We start from the raw sequence: 17,479 nt of genomic DNA on the forward strand, positions 1-17,479 counted from the left end.
ACCACCCCTCCTTCGGGGGGGTTCCGACTTGATTGGGGTGAGGCTGGGTGGGGTTTGGGCAGGGGTGGTTGGGGGTTGTGTTTTGGGTAAAAACCCCCCCCCCCCCCCACGACCCAGTAAGCGGGAAAGGACCGGGCTGCCCCCCGATAAGGCGGCCCGGTCCTTGTTCCCCTTTTCTCCCCCGTCCGGTCGCTTCACTCCCCCGAGCCGAGCGACCGGTCTCCTCCCCTGTGGAAGTCCTTACGCGTCGCGCTTGTTCGCGGCGACCAGCGAGATGACCAGCAACACCAGCGCGAAACCGGCGAAGTAGGCCAGCGATCCGGCTTGGCTCAACGGCGCTTCCGGCGCGCCGGGGGCCGAACCCGAACCGGTGAGGAACCTGTCGGCGACGCGGAACGGCATCCACTCGTAGATGTCCTTGCCGATCTTCGGGATGAGCTGGATGAGGTTCTCCACCGCGAGGGCGTAGATCAGCACGAGTGAGATGGCACCGGCGCTGTGCCTGATCAGGATGCCGACGGCGATCGCGATCACCGAGGCGAGTGCGAACACCACCCCCACCCCGGCGACATTGATCCACTCCGCGGTGGTGTTCAGCATGAGATCTTCCGGCCGCATGATCGAGGCGAGGCCCCACGCGCCGAACGCGGCGACCTCGCCGATCACGAGCGACAGGGCCGCGACCACGCCGGTCTTGGCCAGCAGCGCCGAGGTGCGGTTCGGCACGGCCTGGAAGGTGGTGCGGATGGTGCCGAAGCGGTATTCGGTGGTCACCGAAAGCGCGGCGAACACCATGATCACGGCCATGCCGAAGCCGTAGCCGAACTGGGTCCAGCTGACCTCGGTGAGTTCCCCGGTGGGTGCGGCACTGGAGACGATGGCGGCGAAGCCGATCACGACCGCCAGTGCGGCCAGCGCGCACCACCAGGGTGAGCGTGTGGTGAACAGCTTGATGCGTTCCACAGCGAGCAGAGTCATGGCTTTTCTTTCCTCAAGGAGTGAGCGGCTACTGGGCGGCTGCGACCACTTCGGCGGCTTCGACTTCGAGACCGGTGTGGTACTCGACCGAATCGCCGGTGATCTGCATGAAGGCCTGCTCCAGCGAGCCGGTCTGCGGACTGAGCTCGTGCAGCACGATCTGGTTGGCCGCGGCGATCTCGCCGATCTTGGCACTGTCCATTCCGGACACGACGAGCGCGTTGTCGACGGCGGTGACCTGCGCGCTCGCCTTGGTCAGCGCGGAGTTCAGCGCGGGCAGCTGCGGCGACCGGACCTTGACCGTGTTCTCGGCGGCACGGGAAATGAAGTCCGCGGTGGAGGACTGGGAGATCAGCTGACCCTTGCCGATCACGACCAGCTGGCTCGCGGTCAGCGCCATCTCCGAAAGCAGGTGCGAGGAAACGAGTACGGTGCGACCATCGTCGGCCAGCCGGTGCATGAACTTCCGGATCCAGAGGATGCCCTCGGGGTCGAGGCCGTTGACCGGCTCGTCGAAGAGGAGCACCTCCGGGTCGCCCAGCAGCGCCGCCGCGATCCCCAGTCGCTGCGACATGCCGAGGGAGAAGCCGCCGGCACGCTTTCCGGCGACGCTGGTGAGCCCGACGATTTCGAGTACCTCGTCGACCCTGGCCGCCGGGATCTTGTTCGACCTCGCCATCCACTGCAGATGCGCCCGCGCCGACCGGTTGGGGTGCACCCACTTGGCGTCCAGCAGGGCGCCGACCGTCCGCAGCGGATCCTTCAGCTCGCGGTAGAGCTTGCCGTCGATGCGCACCGAACCCGCGGTCGGGTTGTCCAGGCCGAGGATCATGCGCATGGTCGTCGACTTGCCCGCCCCGTTGGGGCCGAGGAATCCGGTGACCTCTCCACCCGTGACGGAGAAGGAAAGGTTGTTCACCGCCAGTGTCTTGCCGTACCGCTTGGTGAGGCCCACTGCCTCGATCATGTCTGCTCCCCTCGGCGACTGCGAAAGCAATCGTCGTCCATGTGGGTGGCCGAGCGCGTCATCCTGAGGTGCCAACCTGGTACCCGACCTGAGAGGTAGCTTGCCGTCTCCGTAGGGCGTACGCGATCGGTGATGCCCCTGAGACCGACCCTGAATTGCCGGGGGTTAATGAACCATGGTTCAATAATTGCGTGGCGAGGCCTCGTACCATCACCGACGAACGGCTGCTGACGGCGGCGGAGACCGTGATCGGCATGGTCGGCCCGGGTTTCACGCTCGCCCAGGTTGCGGCGGAGGCGGGGGTCGCGGTCGGCACCCTCGCTCAGCGGTTCGGTTCCAAAAACGGCCTGTTGCAGGCGTTGAGCCGGTTGAACACGCGGACCGTCGTCGAGCGGATGCGTGAATGCGGCGAGCTGGCCGATCCGGTGGAGGGTCTGCGGGCCGCGGTCGTCGTGGTCTACGAGGGCCTGGGTTCGGCGGAAACCGCGGCGAACCATCTCGGGCAGCTGGGGGTGGACCTCGGGGATCCGGCGCTCCGAGGCCTGCTCGGCGAGCATTTCACCGCGGTGGAAGCGGAACTACGACGGTTGATGCGGGTCGCGGCGCGTGACCTGCCGGGGGCGCCGGGTGTCGTCCGTGCGGCGCGAGTACTGCTGGGCGTGGCGAACGGGGCCGCGCTGGACTGGTCGATCCGGCCGAAAGGCCGGTACGTCGACCGTATGGGGCAAGACGTGGACGCGGTGCTGACCGCGTGGAAAGGAGTGTCCTGAATGGACCGGAAAGTGGCCGTGGTCACGGGGGCGACGCGGGGTTGTGGCCGGGCGATCGCGGTGGAACTGGGCAGGCTCGGCTGGACGGTGTTCGTCACCGGCCGCACGACGAGGGAGCACCAGTCGCCGATGAAGCGGTCGGAGACGATCGAGGACACCGCGGAACTCGTCGACGCGGCGGGCGGCCGGGGGATCGCCGTCCGCACCGACTTCACCGAAGTGTCCGATGTGGACGTGCTGAAAGCGCGAATCGAGTCCGAAGTGGACGGCCGGATCGACGTCCTGGTCGATGACGTCTGGGGTGGCGATCCGTTCGCGGACTTCGAAGGGGCGTACTGGGATTCCAGTCTCGACGACGCGCTCACCCTGGTGCACAACGCGCTCGACACCCATCTGATCGCGCTGCACCGGCTCCTCCCGCTGGTCGTGAAGCGGGAGGGTGGTCTCGTCCTCGAGGTCACCGACGGCGACCACGACGAGTACGTCGGCGCCGGGATCCCGTACTTCCTCGCGAAGTGCGGCATCCGCGCGATCGGCAGGGCGCTGGGGGCCGAACTGAAGAAGTACGGCTGCGTCGGCATGACCGTGACGCCGGGCTTCCTACGGTCGGAGGCGATGCTCGACTACTTCAAGGTCACCGAAGAGACGTGGCGGGACGCGGTCGGCAAGACCGCGCCGGTCGACTTCGCCATCTCGGAGACCCCGGCGCTGCTCGGGCGAGGCGTCGCGAAACTGGCGACCGATCCGGAGGTCTCGCGGTTCGCGGGCAAAACGCTGGCGTCGTGGACGCTGATGAACGAATACGGCCTGACCGACGTCGACGGCTCACGTCCCGACTTCGGCAAGTGGATGGCCGAAGTCCGGGACGCGGGCAAGGATCCGGAAACGGCGGATCACGCCCTGTACCGCTGAGCCCGTGCTGGCCGGGAGCTATTTCTTCCCGGCCAGCACGTCCAGGTAGTGCTGGTTGAACATCACGCCGAGGACGTTGCCGAAGGGGTCGACGACCGCCGCGGTCACGAAGCCGGGCCCGCGTTCGATCACCGGCTCGTACTCCTTCGCACCCTTGTCGAGCAGCTTCGCGAAGGCGTCTTCGACGTTGTCGACGGCCCAGTTCGCGATCGCCCCACCGGGGCCGGGCTGGGCGAGCGCGGGCCGGTAGTCGGCCCGGAGCAGGCCGAACTCGTGCTGGTAGTCGCCGATCCGGAACTCCGCGTACGCCGGCTTCTCGTCATGACCGTCGCGGACGAAGTACGGCTCGATCCCGAAGAGGTCGGTGTACCACTCGATCGCGGCTGCCATGTCGTCGGCGTAGAACGTGGTGGTGGTGAGTCCTCGCAGCATTTCCTTCTCCTCCGGTAGTGGCTCTGGAGACAAGGATCCACCGCAAAGTGCTCACCGAATGACCACTTTTCCGCGGAAGTTCTCAGGTGACGCCGGGCCGCGCCAAACCGGTCTCGTAGGCGAGCACCACGGCCTGCACCCTGTCTCGCAGATCCAGCTTGGACAGGATCCGCCCGACGTGCGTCTTCACCGTCGCTTCGGACAGGAACAGCGTCTCGGCGATCTCGAGGTTCGAAAGGCCCTTCGCGATCAGCACGAGCACCTCCCGCTCCCGTTCGGTGAGGACGTCAAGTTCGGCCGCGTCCCGCATCGGCTTCCCGCCGCCGCCGACGAACCGGTCGAGCAACCGCCGCGTGACCGAGGGCGAGACCACGGCGTCGCCGGAAGCGACCGCCCGCAGCGCCGAGACCAGGTGATCCGGCTGCGTGTCCTTCAACAGGAACCCGCTCGCCCCACCCTGCAACGCCGAGTAGACGTATTCGTCCAGATCGAACGTCGTCATGACGAGCACCCGAGCCGTCCCGGCCTCGACGATCCGTTTCGTCGCCTCGACCCCGTCCAGCACCGGCATCCGGACGTCCATCAGCACGACGTCGGGCCGTAGTTCCTCAGCGAGGCGAATGGCCTGCGCACCGTCACCGGCCTCGCCGACGACATCGATGTCGGCCTGCGCGCCCAATACCATCCGGAACCCGACGCGCATCAATTCCTGGTCGTCGACGACCACCACTCGGATCACGTCGCCAACCTAACCGGGAGCCTCGCGTGCACTTGCCACCCTCCACCGGGAGCGGGGCCGACCTCCAGCGTGCCGCCGAAGACGTTCGCCCGTTCCTTCATTCCGATCAAACCGTTCCCGCCGGGGACCGTGAGTCTTCGCGGCCCGGTGGGTGCTCCGTGCGGAGCGGCCTTCGTCGCGGCGGGCACGAGTTGCTTCGCGCGGCCGGCGCCGTCGTCGGTGACCCGGACGTCGATCACGTCCGCCTCCCGGCGCACCAGCACCTCCGCCTGCGCGCCGTGCCCGGCGTGCTTGAGCGTGTTCGTCAGCGATTCCTGGACGATCCGGTACACGCCGAGCGAGACACCGGCGGGCAGGCCGTCGAGCGCGTCCGCGCCGATCGCCAGCGTCACCGGCACCCCGGCCAGCCGGATGCGATCCGCGAGGTCGGTCAGCGCGCTGGCGTCCGGCTGCGGCACGCGAGGCTCGTCGTCACCGTCGCTGCGGAGCACGTCCAGCAACCGCCGCAGCTCGGCGAGCGCGCCGCGGCCGGTCTCCGAAATCGTCTGCAAGGCCCGTTTCGCCATCTCGGGATTCCCGTCGACCGCGTAGGACGCGCCATCGGCCTGCACGACCATCACGCTCACCGCGTGCGCGACGACGTCGTGCAACTCACGGGCGATCCGTCCGCGTTCCTCCCCGACGGCGATCCTGGTCGCCTGGTCCCGTTCCGTCTCCAGTAGATGCAACCTGGCTTCCACCTCCTCGTGATAGGCGCGCCTCGCGCCGGCGAATTCGCCGAGCGTCCAGCACAGCGCGATGGCGAAGACGCCGATGACGGCCAGTACCCAGACGTCCTCGGGCGGATCGACCCACAGCTGGATCGCCGAGGTGACCAGCGTCGCCAGCAGGTACAGCAGCCCTTGTCTGCGTCCGACGTAGACCAGCACCGAGTAGATGCCGATCATCATCGCCAGCCCGCTGGCCACGCCCAGCTCCAGCGCGCTGTGCGGGATGCCGATCACCAGCATCACGTAGGCCGACCACAGCGTCGCCTTCCGCCGGAAGACCAGTGGCACCACCATCGCGATGTCCAGCGGCACCGTCACGTACCAGGGCGGCATCGGGACTTCCGGCGTCTCGACCGCGGCCACGTAGAGCAGCAGGTCGGTCAGCAGCAGGACGACGGCGATGAAACTGTCCCCCGCCATGGGGTGGGCACGCATCCAGAGGCTCAACCGTCGCACCTGGTAACACTATGTCGGCCCGGGCCGCTCGCGCGTCGGTCGCCGGTACCACCTTCGGTGCGACCCGAGGATGAGCGGCATGGCACGATTCGACTCGGCAGACTCGACGACTGGGAGGGGCAGGCGCCGTGACGTCACCGTCGGAGCAGGGGCGGCTCGCCGGTCCGCTGTCGATGTCGGTGGCGAACCTCTGCCATCGCCTGCAGCCGCAGGTGTCCGCGCGGACCGCCGCCGGCTTCGCCGAGGTGCTGCGCAGGCTGGGCGGTCCGCTGCAGGTCGCCGTCGCGGGCCGGATCAAGTCCGGTAAGTCCACGCTGGTCAACGCCCTGATCGGGCGCCGGGTCGCGCCGACCGACGTCGGCGAGTGCACCCGGCTGGTGACCCGGTTCCAATACGGCACGGTCGACCGCGTCGAGATCGTCTTCAACGACGGCCGCAAACAGGTGCTGCCCTTCGCCGCCGACGGGATGATCCCGGCGGAGCTCGGCATCGAAATCGACAAGGTCTCGCATATCGAGGCCTACCTCACCAACGCCGTCCTGCAGGGGATGACCGTCATCGACACCCCCGGCCTCGGCTCGCTCGACGCCGCGTCGGTGTCGCGGACCGAGCAGCTGCTGGGCGCGGCGAAGCACCGCAAGGCCGACGACGAAGACGAGGACGAAGAGGGCTCCGACGAGCTGGACGACACTTCGCGCAACGCCGTCGCGGGCGCCGAGGCTGTTCTTTACGTGGTGACGCAGGGCGTGCGCGCCGACGACCAGCAGGCGCTGGCCGCGTTCACCGCGGCGACCGCGAGCCGCGAGGCGGGCCCGGTCAACGCGATCGCGGTGCTCAACAAGGCGGACACCATCGCGCCCGAGTCGGTCGAAGGCTCGGGCGGCGACGTGTGGAAGGCCGCGACGCTGCTGTCGGAGAAGCAGGCCTCGACGCTGAAGCCCCGCGTCGCGGACGTGCTGCCGGTGATCGGGCTGATCGCGGAATCGGCGGAGTCCGGGGGGTTCACCTCCGGCGACGCCGAGGCGCTGCGCCAGCTGGCCGAGATGGACGACGACATCCTCGAGACCATGCTGATCTCGGCGGACATCTTCACCAGCTGGGAATGCGACGTCGCGGCGGGAACCCGGCTGCGGCTGCTGGAGAAGCTCGACCTGTTCGGCGTCCGGTACGCCGTCGAGGCGATCCGCAAGGAACCCGAGATCACCGCGGGCTCGCTGCGTCGCAAGCTCCTCGACGCTTCCGGGCTCGAAGCCGTCCGACAGCGCCTGAGCATCGTCTTCGCCGCCCGCGCCGACGGCATCAAGGCGGCCGCCGCACTGGCTTCGGTCACCGCGCTGGCCCACGCGTCGGGCGACCCGGGCGAGCGGCAGCGTGTCCACGACGCGATCGAGGTCCTGCTCGCCAAGCCCGAAGCGCACCAGCTCCGGCTGCTCGAAGCGCTCACGCTGGTCGCGTCCGGCGCGGTCGACATGCCCGAGGACCTGTCGGAGGAGGTCCTCCGGGTCGGGAGCAACGCCGACATCGGCGCCCAGCTCGGCAAGCCGGGCGCACCCCGTGCCGAACTCGCGGCGCACGCCCTGGAGCGCGCCGGCTGGTGGCGCTCCTTCGCGTCCTTCGGCGCGACGCCCGCCCAGAGCCGCGTCGCGCACGTCGTGCACCGGGCGTACTTCCTCATCTGGCAACAAATCCGCGACTGACCCTCGCCCTCCCCACCCCCGCATTTCGTCCTCTAAATGCGGTACATGCACGCGCGCAACTACCGCATCCAGAGGACGAAACGCGACGTCGCCCCTCACCGACAGAGTCCTGGCAAGTCGCCCAACCGCTGGCGGGCGCGCCACTGACGTAGAGGGCAACGCTGACGCGAAGGGGCTTGCTCAAGAGACTCGGGCCGCTCCTGACTGTCCATAAGAGAATCAGGCCTTCACGGCCTCGCCGCCGCTTCCCGCGTCGCATTTAGAGGACTAAACGCATCCCGAGATTGATAAACCGAGCGCTCGGTCTAATAATGGGGCCCATGGAAACGATCGTCGACGAGCCCCAGTGGCTGCGCACGGCCTCCTGGCTCGGCTGCCCACTGGTGGGCGCCGCGATCGGCTGGTTCCTCCAGTCGATCGCGGACTGGGTGGTCTCCCTGAGCTGGGTCCCGTTCAAAGGCCCGTTCCAGCTCGTCTCGGACATCCCCCACCCATGGGGCGCGGTCGCCGGGACCGGCGTGGGTCTGGTCCTGGGCCTGCTTTTCGCCGCGGTTTGGGCGCACGAGCGGCTTATCGTGAAGGTGACGCCGACACGCATCACGCTGACCACGAAGGGCCGTAGCCGCGCCTATGAAGCCAAGCTCGAAGCCGTCTTCCTCGACGGCAAGGAACTCGTCCTGCTCGCCGCCGACGGCCGGGAACTGGTGCGGGAGAAGGCCGACGTCGACCGCCAAGCCGTCGCCAAGGCGTTCCTCGAGTACGGCTATCCCTGGCTCGACGAGCCCCCGCCGGTGAAATGAGGACGGTCGACCCGGTCAAGCACGAGGCGAAGCGCCGCGCGATCCTCGACGCCGCCGCGGGCTGCTTCGCGATGAAGGGTTTCGAGAAGACCACGACGGCGGAGATCTGCCGCGCCGCCGGGATCAGCACCGGCAGCCTGTTCCACTACTTCCCGAACAAGCGCGCGGTCTTCGTCGGCATCTTCGAGCAGGACGCCGACGAGACCACGGCCCTGCTCGCGGCGGCGAGGGTATTCGAGGATCCGTGGGAGGCGATCCTCCACGTCATGGTGCACGTCTCCGAGCAGCTCCTGCACCCCGTCGTGGCCAAGCTCGTCCTCGAGGTCGCCGCGCAGTGCGCCCGCGACGCCGAACTGGCCAGGCTGATCCAGGGCAACGACCGCTCCCTGCGTGATGGCCTCCTCGACCTCGTCGAGCGGGCGATCCAAGCGGGACGGATCGATCCCGGTGTCGAACCGAAGGCGGCCGCCGACTGGCTGACCGCGTTGATCGACGCACCGCTTTCCCGGGCGATCCTGGATCCCGATCTCGATCCGGCCGCGGAAATCGCGGTACTGAAGCTGCTGCTCACCAGATTCCTCCGTCCCGTTCTGCCGATTTCACCCCCAGACAGCGTGGCCGTAGCCGACACTGGTGAAATCTCTCCGAGCTGATCGGGCAGCTCGAGAACGCCAGTAACGGGGGTCGATGCGGGTGGGTGCCTGGCTGCGCAAGAAAGCGGTCGAAGTGGAGAATCCGGATGATGTGCCGACCGGGCAGATTCCGGGCGTGAGCATCGCCGCGATCATCGCCGAGGTCGACGGTGCGACTTCGCCCGCCGAGGGAACCGAAGCCGTCGAGGCCGCGTCGAAGACCGATGTGGAGTCCACGACCACGGGTCCGGCCGACCTCGAACAGGCTCTCGCCGACCGGCAGGCGCTGATCCAGCTCTGCCTGTACGCCCTCGACCGCGCCCGCAGTGGCGGCGTCGTCGAGCGGCTCGAACACGGTCTCGCCGCCATCGGCGTCCGTGCCCTGCGTCCGGACGGCGAGCGGTTCGACCCCGCCGTGCACGAGGCGGGTGGTGCGGTCGCGACGGAGGATCCGGCACTCGAAGGGCTCGTCGCGGAGACCGAGGTCGTCGGCTTCGCCGATCACGACCGCGTCCTGCGGGCGCCGATCGTCATCGTCTACGCGAAGAAGGCCCAGTGACCGCTCCGAGCGCGGCGGCCAGCCTGCCGGCGGTCGTGAAGAGCACGCGCGAACAGCTGCTCACCGTCGTCCGTGAAGCCGATCCTCAGGCCGCGAAATGGGTCGAGGACATCCGGAAGGCGCGGCCGAAGAAGCCGTCGGTCGTGGTGGTCGGCGAGACGAACCGCGGCAAGAGCTCGCTCGTGAACGCGCTCCTCTCCATGCCCGGCCTGTCCCCTGTGGACGCCGACGTCGCCACGGCGACGTACCTCGTCTTCGAGCACGCCGAGCAGTGGTCCGCGCAGGCCTGTTATCCGGGGCAGCTGGCTCCGGTACCGATCAACTTGACCGAGCTGATCCACTGGGTCTCGGCCGCGCACGAACTGCCGGAAGGCCAGATCCCGCCGCGCTACGTCGAGGTCTCCGGCCCGGTACCGCTGCTCGAACGCGTATCCATTGTGGACACCCCCGGGGTCGGCGGGCTCGACTCCCTGCACGGCGAGCTGGCGAAGGAGGCGGCGGCCGGTGCCACCGCGCTGCTGTTCGTCGTGGACGCCTCCTCCCCGTTCACCGCGCCGGAGCTGCAGTTCCTGCAGGACATGGGCGAGCGCGTCGAGACCGTGTTGTTCGCGCTGACCAAGACCGACCAGTTCCGCGGCTGGCGCGAGGTACTCGAAGCCGACCGTCGGCTGCTGGCCGAACACGCTCCCCGGTTCGCCGACGCGGTGTTCCACCCGGTGTCCGCGCGCATGTTCGAGACGGCGACCAAGGCGCCGAACGAGCAGATGGCGATGATGCTGCGGGAAAAGGCCGGGATCGCCGCGCTTCAGGGCGCGCTGCAGGAGATGCTGGTCGGCCGCTCGGCGATGCTGGGCGAGGCCAACACCCTGCGCGCGTTGTCGAGCGCGCTCGCCGAACTCAAGGCGAAACTGCAGGCGGAAAGCCGTGCCCTGTCCGCCGGCGAGGCCGAGGCGGAACAGCTGCGCCAGCGCCGCGACGACCTGACGACCGAACGCCGCTCGTCGACCCGTGGCTGGCAGCTGAAACTGCGCGCCGAGATCCAGCGGACCCGCGTCGAGGTCGGCCACGAGACGAGCAGGCAGATGCGCGACGCGTCGACGCATTTCCGGCAGCAGATCGACGGCGCGAAACGTGACGCCCTCGCCGCGTTGCCGCAGCAGGTGGACATCGCGCTGCAGACGACGTCGCAGCGGATCTCGATGCTGCTCTCCCAGCGGCTCAACCAGGTCACCAACGTCGCGCTTTCGGAGCTGTTTTCGGCCGAAGAACTCGACATCATCCGAGGCCAGTTCGCCAGGGCAGGCGGCCCGCCGGTCGTGCTTCGCCCGCCGGACAAGAAACCGCCGACGGCCGAGGACAAACTGCTCATCTTCATGGGCGTTTCCGGCGGCCTCGGCGCCGGGAAGGTCGCCGCGCTGCCGTTGGCGGGCGTCGCGATCCTGAACCCGGTGATCCTGCCTGCCACGATCATCATCGGCCTCGGCGCCGGCTGGTGGATGGCGCGGACCCGCAAGCACGCGTCCGACAAGCAGCACATGAAGCAGTGGCTGGTCGAGGCGATCGCCGACGCGCGGTCCACGTTGGACCAGCTCGTCGCGGAGCAGCTGATCGAGGCCGAACAGCAGCTGTCGATGGCACTCGACGAAGCCCTCGGCCGCCGCATCGACGCGATCGAGGCGGAGCTGAAGGAAGTCGACAAGACGATCAAGATGGGCGCGCAGGAGCGGGCCAAGAAGATCTCGGTCGTCGCGAAACGCCTGAAGGACGTCTCCGACGGCCGCGACCGCGCCGAAGCCCTCCTCGGTCGCATTCGGTCACTGCGCGACTCCTGACCACCGCCTGACCACCCGCGTTTAGTCCTCTGGATGCGGTACTTGCACGCGCAAGTACCGCATCCAGAGGACTAAACGCGCTGGGCCGGGCGCTCCGCCGGGTGGCGTTGTTGTGGACCGGAACCGAACGGGCCTACGGTGAGTCATAAGCTTCGACACACCAGCAGGTCAACGAGGGGGTTATCCCATGTGGGTCGACGAGAGCGGCGGCACGGACACCGAGACGGGCAACACGGAGGCCGTCACGGTCCACGTTGACGGCGAGGAGTACCAGGCCGAGCTCAACTACGACCTCGACAAGGACGGCGTGAACGACGCCGCCGTCATCCAGCACGACGACGGCACCGGCCAGGCGTTCGTCGACACCGACGGCGACGGCGACGCCGATCAGTACGCGGTGCTCGACGAGAGCGGCAAGGTCGTCCAGGAGGCCGTCTACGACGAGGCCTCCGGAGCCTGGGTCGAAGCGGGCGGCAGCGACGACAGCGGCAGCGACGCGGGCACGAGCGGCACGATGCACGCCGACATGCCCAACGGTGACGTCGAGGTCGGCCCGCCCACGATCGACACCGACGGTGATGGCACCCCCGACACCGCCGTCATCCAGACCGAGGACGGCCGCACGATCGCGTTCACGGACAAGGACGGTGACGGCAAGGCCGACATCGCGGTCGAGACGGATGCTTCGGGAAACTCGAAGACCTACGAGCACACTGGCCCCGGCCAGTGGACCGAGACCGGCAGCGGAGTGGTCAACGAGGACATCGGCTCGGCTTTCGCGAGCACTCCGGCCGCCGTCGGCGACCCGGCGGGCGACGCGGCGTGGGGTGGCGCGGGCACCGAAACACTCGAAGGAGTGGCGAAGATCGATTCCGCCACCGGGCAGTGGATCAGCCCCAACTAAATCCTGAAATGGCCTGAACCAATAGCAGAGTGGTCTAGTCCATTCTATTAGGCCAATTCGTGTAATCCTGGTCACAGAACAGCCCGGTACGAGATCTCGTGCCGGGCTTTCTCCTGTCCGATTCGCCGGTCCATGGTGCTGTCGATCACCGGAAGAATTTTTGCGTATGGCCCATTCCGGTGATACTGAATCGATTCCCTTATCGTTCTTGTGAGAGAACCGACAGGTCAGCTCTCGGTTACCTGCCGGTCATCCGGCTACTCTCGGGGAATCCCAAAACCTGCACACCGGCCTTCCCGCCGGTGTGCGAAGCCATTCGGTCGCCGGCATCGAAGCCCGCATCGGAACAGCGTCGTTCCCGGTGTGGGCTTCTGCCGTCGGAAGTCAGGAGTAGAGATGACCGCAGTCGCCATCCCCGGACTGGAAAAAGCGCCGACGACGCACTCCGGCGTCCTGTCCTGGGTCCGGGAGGTCGCCGAGCTGACCACCCCGGACCGCGTGGTGTGGGTCGACGGGTCCGACGAAGAGGCCGCGCGCATCAACGCCGAACTGGTCGCCGCCGGCACGTTCGTGCAGCTCGACGCGAAGCCCGATTCGTACTGGGCCGCTTCCGACCCGAATGACGTCGCCCGTGTCGAAGAGCGCACCTTCATCTGTTCGGAGAACGAAGAAGACGCCGGTCCCACCAACAACTGGATGGACCCGGCCGAGATGAAGGCCACAATGACCGAGCTGTACCGCGGGTGCATGCGCGGTCGCACGATGTACGTGATCCCCTTCTGCATGGGCCCCCTCGGCGCCGAAGACCCCAAGCTCGGCATCGAGATCACCGACTTCGCCTACGTCGTCGCCTCCATGCGTGTGATGACCCGCGCCGGCCAGGCCGCGCTGGACAAGTTCGTCACCGAGGACGGCACCGAGCGCGAGTTCGTCCCGGCGCTGCACTCCGTCGGCGCCCCGCTGGAGCCCGGCCAGAAGGACGTCTCCTGGCCGTGCAACACCACCAAGTACATCTCGCACTTCCCTGAGAGCCGGGAGATCTGGAGCTACGGCTCCGGCTACGGCGGCAACTCGCTGCTCGGCAAGAAGTGCTACTCGCTGCGCATCGGTTCGGTCATCGCCCGCGACGAGGGCTGGCTGGCCGAGCACATGCTGATCCTCAAGCTGATCTCGCCGGAGGACAAGGTCCACTACGTCGCGGCGGCGTTCCCGAGCGCCTGCGGCAAGACCAACCTCGCCATGCTGCAGCCGACCATCCCCGGCTGGCGCGCCGAGACCCTCGGTGACGACATCGCATGGATGCGGTTCGGTGAGGACGGCCGCCTGTACGCGGTGAACCCCGAGTTCGGCTTCTTCGGCGTCGCGCCGGGCACCGACTGGCACACCAACCCCAACGCGATGCGCACCATCGAGAAGGGCAACACGGTCTACACGAACGTGGCGCTCACCGACGACGGCGACGTCTGGTGGGAGGGCATGGGCGAGAAGCCCGCGCACGCCACCTCCTGGAAGAAGCAGGACTGGACGCCCGAGTCGGAAGAGAAGGCCGCGCACCCGAACTCGCGCTACTGCACGCCGATGTCGCAGTGCCCGATCCTCGCGCCCGAGTGGGACGACCCGAAGGGCGTGCCGATCTCGGCGATCCTGTTCGGCGGCCGCCGCAAGACCACGGTTCCGCTGGTGAACGAGGCCCGCGACTGGCAGCACGGCGTGTTCATGGGCGCCACCATGTCGTCCGAGACCACCGCGGCCGCCGCCGGCGCGGTCGGCAACGTGCGCCGCGACCCGATGGCCATGCTGCCGTTCCTCGGCTACCACGCCGGTGACTACTTCAAGCACTGGCTGGACCTCGGCAAGAACGCCGACGCGAACAAGCTGCCGAAGATCTTCTACGTCAACTGGTTCCGCCGTGGCGACGACGGCCGCTTCCTGTGGCCGGGCTTCGGCGAGAACTCGCGGATCCTGAAGTGGGTCATCGACCGCGTCGAAGGCAAGGGCAACGCGAACGAGACCCCGGTCGGCTTCGTGCCGAACGCCGAGGACCTCGACACCGAGGGCCTCAAGGAGCCGCTGGCCGACATCCAGGCCGCGCTCGACGTCTCCGCCGAAGAGTGGCGCCAGGAGCTGCCGCTCATCGAGGAGTGGTTCGACAAGATCGGCGACAAGGTCCCGGCGTCGTTGCGTGACGAACTGGACGCGCTGAAGCAGCGTCTCGGCTGATTCAGCACGCCGGAGAAGGCCTCATCCTCAGGGTCATTCCTGAGGATGAGGCCTTCTTCTTTTCCTCTTGGGTACCGTGGCCGCATGGTCAAATTCGGCGTCAACATGGTCGTCCCGGAGAGCCGTGCGGCGTGGGTCGGGAAGTGCCGCAAGGCTGAAGAGCTCGGTTTCGACGTCATCGGTGCCGCGGACCATCTGGGGATGGCCCCGCCCTTTCCCGCGCTCGTGCTCGCCGCCGAGGTGACCGAGCGGGTGCGGCTCAACACCTTCGTCATCAACACCGCCTTCTACAACCCGGTGCTGCTCGCCCGCGACGTCACGGGCACGGACCAGTTCACCGAAGGCAGGCTGGAACTCGGGCTCGGCGCGGGGTATGTGAAGGCCGAATTCGAAGCGGCGGGGATGGACTTCCCCAGTGCGGGCAAGCGGGTCGATCACCTCGAACACACCATCAAAGAACTCAAACGACTCTACTCCGACGATGACCACAAACCGGAAACCGTGCAGAAACCGGGCCCGCCGCTGATGATCGCCGGGCGTGGGGACAGGGTGCTCGCGCTGGCCGCCGAACACGCCGACATCATCGGTTTCACCGGCACGTCCGCGGTTCCCGACGGCGGGGCGCTGGTCGCCGCGGACGCCGCGGAAATCGAAGAGCGAGTGAACTTCGTCCAGGAAAAACTGAACGGCCGCGAAGTCGAATTGAACATTCTTTCGCATTTCATCGGCGTCGTCGAAGACCGGCAGACCGGGTTGGAGCAGGTCCGCCATTCGCTGAAGGGATCGCTGACCGTCGAACAGCTCGCCGAATTGCCGACGGCGTTGATCGGTTCGCCGGAGCAGATCGCCGAACAGATTTTGGCGCATCGCGCACGGTTCGGCTTCACCTATTTCACCGTGCTGGAGCACAACATGGAGTCGTTCGCGCCGGTGATCGAGTTGATGCGCGGCCGATGATCGACGTACGCGGGCTCGGCGTCCAGGCCGGGGAGCAGTGGTTGTTCGACGGCCTCGATTTCGAGGTCGAGGCGGGCGAATGCGCGGTGATCGTCGGCCCGAACGGGGTCGGGAAATCGACCCTGCTGCGTTGCCTGTACGGAACGCAGGCCCCGCAGCGGGGCCGGGCCGTCGTCGCGGGCGGAAAACCCGACGAACGCGATCTTTCCTTCCGCCGCAAGGTCTCCGTGCTGTTCGACGATTCGGATTTCTTCGCGGAACTGACCCCGCTCCAGCATCTCGAACTGCTGGAGGGCTCGTTCGGCGCCGACCTCGGCGATTTCGGCGCACTGCTGGCGGACGCGGGTCTTTCCGAGCGGGCCAAGGTCACCGCGGGCAAGTTCTCCGCCGGACAGCGCCGCCGCTTGCTGCTCCTCGGCGCGACGGCGCGGCCGCACGACGTACTGCTGCTCGACGAGCCTGAACGAGCGCTCGACGTCGCCGGGAAGGAATGGCTGACTTCGCTGATCGCGCGCTCGACCAGCGCCGGGGCGGCGGTCGTCGTGGCCACGCACCATCCCCCGCTGCTCGAAGCGGCCGATTCCACCCTCGAGTTGTGGTGAGCACCAAGGCTCCCACGCGGGTTCCGGGACGACAGCGATTCGGCGGACTGCTCGACGGGGATTACCAGACCTTCCTGGCGCTGTTCGGATTCGGCGCGCTGTTCACCGCGTTCCAGAACCTGCCGAAGCTGCGTCACTTCCTCTTTGGACAGTCCGTTGTGGACTTCGCCGCGGTGTTCGGTCTGCTGATCGTGTTGTGCGCGATCTTCTGGCGAAGCCTGCTGCGCCGCGGTTTCGTCTGGGCCGAACCGGCGGCGCTGACGTGGATGGACTTCGCCGGCGTCGACAGGCGCCGCCTCGTCGTGAAGCGGATGTGGACGCTGTGGCTGGGTCTGGTCGTGGGGGTCGGCTACACCGGAGCGCTGGTCACCGCGATCGGTGGCGGATCGAAGGACGTCTGGATCGCGATGTCGGCGCTGACCGCTTCCGGGGCGATCCTGGCCGGGGTCACCGCACGGCGGACGGCGATCCGCGGGGAAACGACGGGCCCGGTCGTGCTCGCGCTGGCCGGGCTGGCGATGGCCGCCGCCGGACTGGGCCCGATCGCGGCCGAAGTGCTGGCCGGTGCCCTGCTCGTCGTCGCGGTCGCGGTGGCCTTCGGCGGCGAGCCGGTGTCCGGGGCCGGGCGCCAGGAACTCGTCGACGGCTGGAACGCGCGGCTGCTGCGGGCGATGGCCGCGGTCTTCATGGACCCCATGCTGCTGATCCCCGAATCGAGGCCGATGCCGTGGCTGTCGCTGCGGCGGCCGACGACGCTGCGGCTCGCGTGGGCCGGGGTGCTCGGCCGTCTGCGCTACGCGGCGTCCGGCGTGGTGATCGCGTGCCTGACCGGCGTCGGACACCTGGCGTTCCCGGCCGTGCCGGTGGCGCCGCTGTTCGCGCTCGGTGCGTATGCGGCGCTCGTGCCGTTCGTCGGCGGGCTCGGCGAACTGTGGCGCAACCCCGGCCGCAGGCGCTGGCTCGGTGCGTCCGACTGGGAGTTGCGGCTGGTCAACGGCCTGGTGATCGCCGCACTCGGTCTCGGTTGGGGAGGGTTGCTCGGCCTGGTGACGCTGACGCTCGGGGTGACGCCGGTGTGGCCGGTGTGGCTCGCGATCCCGCTCGCCGTCGCCGCCGCGCTGAGGACGGCGACGCGGCCGCCGATGAACTACGACGTCAGAGGCGGGACCGCCGGACTGCAGGCCCTGCGAGGCGTCGACCTGCTGATCGTCGGCTCGATAGTGCTCTCCGTCATCGCCTGACCTCACCCGTT

The 17,479-nt window shown here is 68.1% G+C and carries 17 protein-coding genes; 12 read left to right on the plus strand and 5 right to left on the minus strand.

The features are described from left to right. Window positions 1-240: 240 nt before the first annotated feature. Together ACZ54P_RS02230 and ACZ54P_RS02235 are read right to left on the minus strand one after the other, a co-directional pair. Window positions 241-978 carry an ABC transporter permease gene (locus ACZ54P_RS02230; protein WP_465459735.1) on the minus strand — a complete coding sequence of 246 codons (738 nt, stop codon included), beginning with the start codon at window positions 976-978 and terminating at the stop codon, window positions 241-243. A gap of 28 nt (window positions 979-1,006) precedes the next feature. Next, complete coding sequence (locus ACZ54P_RS02235) at window positions 1,007-1,945, minus strand: ABC transporter ATP-binding protein (protein WP_465459736.1); 939 nt, start codon at window positions 1,943-1,945, stop codon at window positions 1,007-1,009. A 191-nt stretch (window positions 1,946-2,136) separates the two neighbouring features. On the opposite strand from ACZ54P_RS02235, the gene ACZ54P_RS02240 reads away from it, so the two are divergent. Continuing rightward, on the plus strand, window positions 2,137-2,715 hold the full coding sequence (locus tag ACZ54P_RS02240) for a TetR/AcrR family transcriptional regulator (RefSeq protein WP_465459737.1): 579 nt from the start codon (window positions 2,137-2,139) through the stop codon (window positions 2,713-2,715). Continuing rightward, window positions 2,716-3,627: an SDR family NAD(P)-dependent oxidoreductase gene (locus tag ACZ54P_RS02245; protein ID WP_465459738.1), complete on the plus strand. Its 912-nt coding sequence runs from the start codon at window positions 2,716-2,718 to the stop codon at window positions 3,625-3,627. A gap of 18 nt (window positions 3,628-3,645) precedes the next feature. On the opposite strand, the gene ACZ54P_RS02250 is transcribed toward ACZ54P_RS02245, so the two are convergent. The 3 genes from ACZ54P_RS02250 to ACZ54P_RS02260 form a co-directional block, all read right to left on the minus strand. After that, entirely contained in the window at window positions 3,646-4,059 is a 414-nt protein-coding gene (locus tag ACZ54P_RS02250) for a VOC family protein (protein ID WP_465459739.1), read from the minus strand. Between the two features lie 82 nt (window positions 4,060-4,141). Then, window positions 4,142-4,798 (minus strand): response regulator, encoded by a 657-nt coding sequence (locus ACZ54P_RS02255; RefSeq protein WP_005167029.1) that lies wholly within the window; start codon window positions 4,796-4,798, stop codon window positions 4,142-4,144. Next, window positions 4,795-6,003 (minus strand): sensor histidine kinase, encoded by a 1,209-nt coding sequence (locus ACZ54P_RS02260; RefSeq protein ID WP_465460216.1) that lies wholly within the window; start codon window positions 6,001-6,003, stop codon window positions 4,795-4,797. The genes ACZ54P_RS02255 and ACZ54P_RS02260 overlap by 4 nt, the downstream gene beginning before the upstream one ends. A 149-nt stretch (window positions 6,004-6,152) precedes the next feature. On the opposite strand from ACZ54P_RS02260, the gene ACZ54P_RS02265 reads away from it, so the two are divergent. The 10 genes from ACZ54P_RS02265 to ACZ54P_RS02310 all read left to right on the plus strand — a co-directional run bounded on the left by ACZ54P_RS02265 (window position 6,153) and on the right by ACZ54P_RS02310 (window position 17,468). Further along, window positions 6,153-7,721: a dynamin family protein gene (locus ACZ54P_RS02265; protein WP_465459740.1), complete on the plus strand. Its 1,569-nt coding sequence runs from the start codon at window positions 6,153-6,155 to the stop codon at window positions 7,719-7,721. Window positions 7,722-8,041: 320 nt separating this feature from the next. After that, window positions 8,042-8,521, plus strand: coding sequence for a YqeB family protein (locus tag ACZ54P_RS02270; RefSeq protein ID WP_465459741.1), 480 nt, complete (start codon window positions 8,042-8,044; stop codon window positions 8,519-8,521). Then, window positions 8,518-9,174 carry a TetR/AcrR family transcriptional regulator gene (locus ACZ54P_RS02275; RefSeq protein ID WP_465459742.1) on the plus strand — a complete coding sequence of 219 codons (657 nt, stop codon included), beginning with the start codon at window positions 8,518-8,520 and terminating at the stop codon, window positions 9,172-9,174. The genes ACZ54P_RS02270 and ACZ54P_RS02275 overlap by 4 nt, the downstream gene beginning before the upstream one ends. A 34-nt stretch (window positions 9,175-9,208) precedes the next feature. Continuing rightward, on the plus strand, window positions 9,209-9,712 hold the full coding sequence (grpE, locus tag ACZ54P_RS02280) for a nucleotide exchange factor GrpE (RefSeq protein WP_465459743.1): 504 nt from the start codon (window positions 9,209-9,211) through the stop codon (window positions 9,710-9,712). Next, entirely contained in the window at window positions 9,709-11,544 is a 1,836-nt protein-coding gene (locus tag ACZ54P_RS02285) for a dynamin family protein (RefSeq protein WP_465459744.1), read from the plus strand. The genes grpE and ACZ54P_RS02285 overlap by 4 nt, the downstream gene beginning before the upstream one ends. Window positions 11,545-11,731: 187 nt before the next feature. Beyond that, a complete protein-coding gene (locus ACZ54P_RS02290; protein ID WP_465459745.1) occupies window positions 11,732-12,448 on the plus strand; it encodes a DUF6802 family protein in 717 nt (238 codons plus the stop codon). A 396-nt stretch (window positions 12,449-12,844) separates the two neighbouring features. Continuing rightward, complete coding sequence (locus tag ACZ54P_RS02295; protein ID WP_465459746.1) at window positions 12,845-14,668, plus strand: phosphoenolpyruvate carboxykinase (GTP); 1,824 nt, start codon at window positions 12,845-12,847, stop codon at window positions 14,666-14,668. An 84-nt stretch (window positions 14,669-14,752) separates the two neighbouring features. Then, window positions 14,753-15,625 (plus strand): LLM class F420-dependent oxidoreductase, encoded by an 873-nt coding sequence (locus ACZ54P_RS02300; RefSeq protein WP_465459747.1) that lies wholly within the window; start codon window positions 14,753-14,755, stop codon window positions 15,623-15,625. After that, complete coding sequence (locus ACZ54P_RS02305; RefSeq protein ID WP_465459748.1) at window positions 15,622-16,227, plus strand: ABC transporter ATP-binding protein; 606 nt, start codon at window positions 15,622-15,624, stop codon at window positions 16,225-16,227. Before ACZ54P_RS02300 ends, ACZ54P_RS02305 begins: the two co-directional genes overlap by 4 nt. Then, complete coding sequence (locus ACZ54P_RS02310) at window positions 16,221-17,468, plus strand: hypothetical protein (protein ID WP_465459749.1); 1,248 nt, start codon at window positions 16,221-16,223, stop codon at window positions 17,466-17,468. Before ACZ54P_RS02305 ends, ACZ54P_RS02310 begins: the two co-directional genes overlap by 7 nt. Window positions 17,469-17,479: the final 11 nt, after the last annotated feature.

The organism is Amycolatopsis sp. NPDC034160 (assembly GCF_055575355.1).